Consider the following 3622-nt stretch of genomic DNA (forward strand, 5'->3'; position numbering starts at 1 on the left):
CGCCGAGAACGAAGAGATCAGTTACGGGTTCCGACCCTTATAACTTGACCGCTAGACCGTTTCAAACTCGGCTACGGCCGGATTGTAGTATTCCAGCCCGCCTTCCCCGATATCAGTCCACATGCCGTGCAAGGTAAGTTCGCCCGATGCAACCTTTTCTGCCAGCCACGGGAAGGTCATCAGATTTTCCAGCGAAATTGTGACCGCGTGCTTTTCCAGTTGTTGCAACTGCTCTTCTGGGTCGGCAACATCTTTGACCAGTTCGTACTTCGGCCGCAAAATATCCATCCAACGCCCGACAAAGCTGTCTTTTGCATCCAGTCCGGGGGCATTGCCCGCGCACATATTCAGGCATCCCTGCACACCGCCACAATTGGAATGGCCCAGCACAATCAGATGCGCGACCTCCAGCACCTGAACGGCGTACTCTACCGCGGCGGATGTCCCGTGGGGGTTACCGTCAGGTTCATACGCGGGAACAAGGCTGGCGATATTGCGGTGAATAAAAAACTCGCCCTGATCCGCACCGAAAATTGACGTGACGTGTACGCGGCTGTCACAACAGGAAATAACCATGGCGCGAGGGTGCTGTCCGCCATTGGCTAACTTGCGATACCATGCGCGGTTTTCGGAATATGTGGTGGCCTTCCAGCCATGATATCGTTGAACCAAGTAGCTCGGTAGCGGCTTTGCCTGTTGCATAACGCACAATTCTCCCAATTCATTTTCTTTCACTTAGACTGAAATGTGATGGATTTCGAGCGAAAACACATGTGTATGACAACGTTTTGAAAACTCCTCAGGCCCATAACAGGCAAAGCCGTGGGGGCAAATGAAGGGTGAGACATGAACAATATCGTAAATATCCGTGTATCAGAGCAAATTCAGCTGGATCAGGCCAGAATTGGCACCCTGTACAGCCAGCTTGGCGAAACAGGAGCGCAAAGCGTTGTCTGCCGCGCAATGGAGGAACTGGCCGCGCGTATGGCGCAATGTCAAACGCTGTGGCGTGCGGACAAACCGCAGCAATTGCGCAAGAAAGCCCGCTCTCTCATTGCGATTGCAGACCAGATCGGAATGCACAGGCTGGCCCAAGTGGCTGGAGATGTCACCGCGACCCTTGATGCGGAAGACACAGTTGCCGTAGCTGCCACTCTATCGCGACTTCTGCGCATCGGCGAGCGGTCATTGTCTGCCATCTGGTCGATGGAAGATCTCAGCATTTGAGCGCGCTTGCAGCGCTTGAGGGATACGATAGGCTGCGTTTGAAAAACACTTTTGAAAGGCCCACCCTGTCATGTCCCTTCGCTTTGCCGCTCCGTCATCCGACGCTATCAATCTGCATGTCCTGTCTCAGGATGCGCTGGAGGACTGGCTTGCCGGTCAACCCGCCGCTAACGCGACCTGGGTTAAGGCAAACGGCTTTACCGGCGGGATCGGGCAGGCGCTGGTTATTGCGGGGCCTGACGGCACACCGTCCCTTGCCCTTGCCGGATACGGCACACCGGCCACGCGCAAACGTGGCCGCTTTCATTTGGCAGCAGCAGCGGCCAAGCTGCCCAAAGGCACCTATCAGATTGCAAGCGGCCTGCCCGATGATCACGCAGAGGTGGAGGCGCTTGGCTGGTTGTTGAGCGGCTACCGCTTCGACCGCTACAAAAAGGCGGATCCTATTGCCGCCTGTCTAGTGGCACCCGAAGGAGTTGATGCACAGCGGCTTGAAATGATCGCCGAGGGCGAGTCCCTGACACGCACACTGATCAACACTCCCGCCTCTGACATGGGGCCGCCCGATCTGGAACAGGCCGCGCGCGATCTGGCGACGCAACACGGCGCTACAATCGAGGTTACCGTGGGAGAGGATTTGCTTGCCGCCAATCTGCCCATGATCCACACAGTCGGGCGCGCGGCCGACCGCGCCCCGCGCCTGATTGATATCCGCTGGGGCAATTCGGGGCCAACCCTGACACTGGTGGGGAAAGGGGTGTGTTTCGATACTGGCGGGCTGAACATCAAACCCGCCGCATCTATGGGCCTGATGAAAAAAGACATGGGCGGCGCTGCTGCCGTGTTGGGGCTGGCGCATATGATCATGGCAACCGGCGTCCAAGTGCAGCTTCGTGTGCTGATTCCGGCAGTGGAGAATTCGATCTCGGACAATGCCTATCGCCCGCAAGACATTCTGACATCGCGCAAGGGCCTGACTGTCGAGATCAATAATACCGATGCCGAAGGGCGTCTGGTGCTGGCGGATGCACTGGCGCTGGCGGATGAGGAAAAACCGGATCAGATCATATCTATGGCCACGCTGACGGGGGCTGCCCGCGTGGCTGTCGGCCCCGATCTGGCACCGTATTTCAGCGATGACGCAGAATTTGTTACCGCATTGGAAACTTCTGCCGCGCGGGTCGCTGACCCCGTCTGGCGCCTGCCCTTTCACGACCCTTACGAGGCAATGATCGAACCGGCAGTTGCGGACCTGGACAATGCGCCCAAAGGCGGCTTTGCGGGTTGCATCACCGCCGCACTTTTCCTGCGCCGCTTTGTTACCGATAGCAAATACGCACACTTCGACATATATGGCTGGCAACCCAGCGCCGCACCCGCGCGCGCCATGGGCGGTGTGGGGCAAGGTACGCGCGCACTGTTAGATGCCATCGACAGGATTTTGATCAAATGAGCCACCCACGACTGACACCAAACCCCGAATTTGTTCAGATAGAAGAGCCTGCCCAGATCGGGCGCGGGGTGGTCAACCTGCTGCGCAAGCCGAACGGCGCGCGCGATCGCCAGCTGCTGCTGGGCGCAGAGGTGACCGTGTTTTCGCGTGAGGATGGTTGGGCCTATGTTCAATCCGCACAGGACGGGTATTGCGGCTTTGTCGGTGTGTCGTCCTTGACGCAGCCCCAGACATTGTCTCACAAGGTCACCGCAGCGGGCAGCCACGGATATCAGAACGCCAACATGAAATCGATTGACCGCTGCGCGCTGAGCCATGGCAGCAAATTGGCGATGCTGGATGAAAAAGACGGATTTATCCGCACCAGCCACGGTTTTGTGCCCAAACAACACATCGCGCCACTAGAGATATTCGAGGATGATCCGGCGCAGGTTGCGGCGCAATTTCTCGGCACTCCATACCTGTGGGGCGGCAACAGCCGTTGGGGTATTGATTGCTCGGGGTTGATACAGGCCGCTTGCGTGGCATGTGGCATACCATGCCAGGGCGACAGCGATATGCAGGAAGCAGGGTTGGGCACGTTGCTGCCTGACGGGTCGGTTCCACAGCGCAATGATCTGTTGTTCTGGAAGGGGCACGTTGCCTTGGTCTGGGATGATGAAATGCTGATCCACGCGAATGGCCACGCGATGGCCACCGTGTTCGAGCCGATTGATGAGGCAATATCACGTATTGCGCAAAGCGACGGCGCCATCACCGCGCACCGCAGGTTGCCTGCCAAAGCCTAAAGCACCAAAAACGCCAATTACGCGGCCCCTATTGTAAGGCCCGATGTTGCGCCAACGGCGGCGCTGCAAATGTCGCTGATCTAGAATTCAGATCAAGCACACTTGCAGCGCTTCGGCCATGTAGTAATGCTGGCTCCGCGCGATGTTACGCGTG

The 3622-nt window shown here is 57.7% G+C and carries 4 protein-coding genes; 3 read left to right on the plus strand and 1 reads right to left on the minus strand.

The genetic code is table 11. The annotated features are described in order from the left end of the window. Positions 1-51 precede the first annotated feature (51 nt). Positions 52-702 carry a carbonic anhydrase gene (locus OS189_RS05005; RefSeq protein ID WP_267166194.1) on the minus strand — a complete coding sequence of 217 codons (651 nt, stop codon included), beginning with the start codon at positions 700-702 and terminating at the stop codon, positions 52-54. 144 nt (positions 703-846) lie between these two features. Between OS189_RS05005 and OS189_RS05010 the strand changes: the two genes are divergently transcribed. The 3 genes from OS189_RS05010 (at position 847) to OS189_RS05020 (ending at position 3468) form a co-directional block, all read left to right on the plus strand. Continuing rightward, positions 847-1227 (plus strand): hypothetical protein, encoded by a 381-nt coding sequence (locus tag OS189_RS05010; RefSeq protein WP_267166195.1) that lies wholly within the window; start codon positions 847-849, stop codon positions 1225-1227. A gap of 70 nt (positions 1228-1297) precedes the next feature. Then, the gene (locus tag OS189_RS05015) at positions 1298-2680 is read left to right on the plus strand and encodes a leucyl aminopeptidase family protein (RefSeq protein WP_267166196.1); all 1383 of its coding nucleotides are present in this window, start codon (positions 1298-1300) and stop codon (positions 2678-2680) included. Beyond that, positions 2677-3468 carry a C40 family peptidase gene (locus tag OS189_RS05020; RefSeq protein ID WP_267166197.1) on the plus strand — a complete coding sequence of 264 codons (792 nt, stop codon included), beginning with the start codon at positions 2677-2679 and terminating at the stop codon, positions 3466-3468. The genes OS189_RS05015 and OS189_RS05020 overlap by 4 nt, the downstream gene beginning before the upstream one ends. Positions 3469-3622 lie beyond the last annotated feature (154 nt).

The organism is Sulfitobacter sp. F26169L (genome assembly GCF_026410285.1).
Taxonomy (GTDB): domain Bacteria; phylum Pseudomonadota; class Alphaproteobacteria; order Rhodobacterales; family Rhodobacteraceae; genus Sulfitobacter.

Excerpts from the sequence above, each read along its gene's own strand:
- OS189_RS05005 (WP_267166194.1), bottom strand. The coding sequence starts at position 702 with ATGCAACAGGCAAAGCCGCTACCGAGCTACTTGGTTCAACGATATCAT.
- OS189_RS05010 (WP_267166195.1), top strand. The coding sequence starts at position 847 with ATGAACAATATCGTAAATATCCGTGTATCAGAGCAAATTCAGCTGGAT.
- OS189_RS05015 (WP_267166196.1), top strand. The coding sequence starts at position 1,298 with ATGTCCCTTCGCTTTGCCGCTCCGTCATCCGACGCTATCAATCTGCAT.
- OS189_RS05020 (WP_267166197.1), top strand. The coding sequence starts at position 2,677 with ATGAGCCACCCACGACTGACACCAAACCCCGAATTTGTTCAGATAGAA.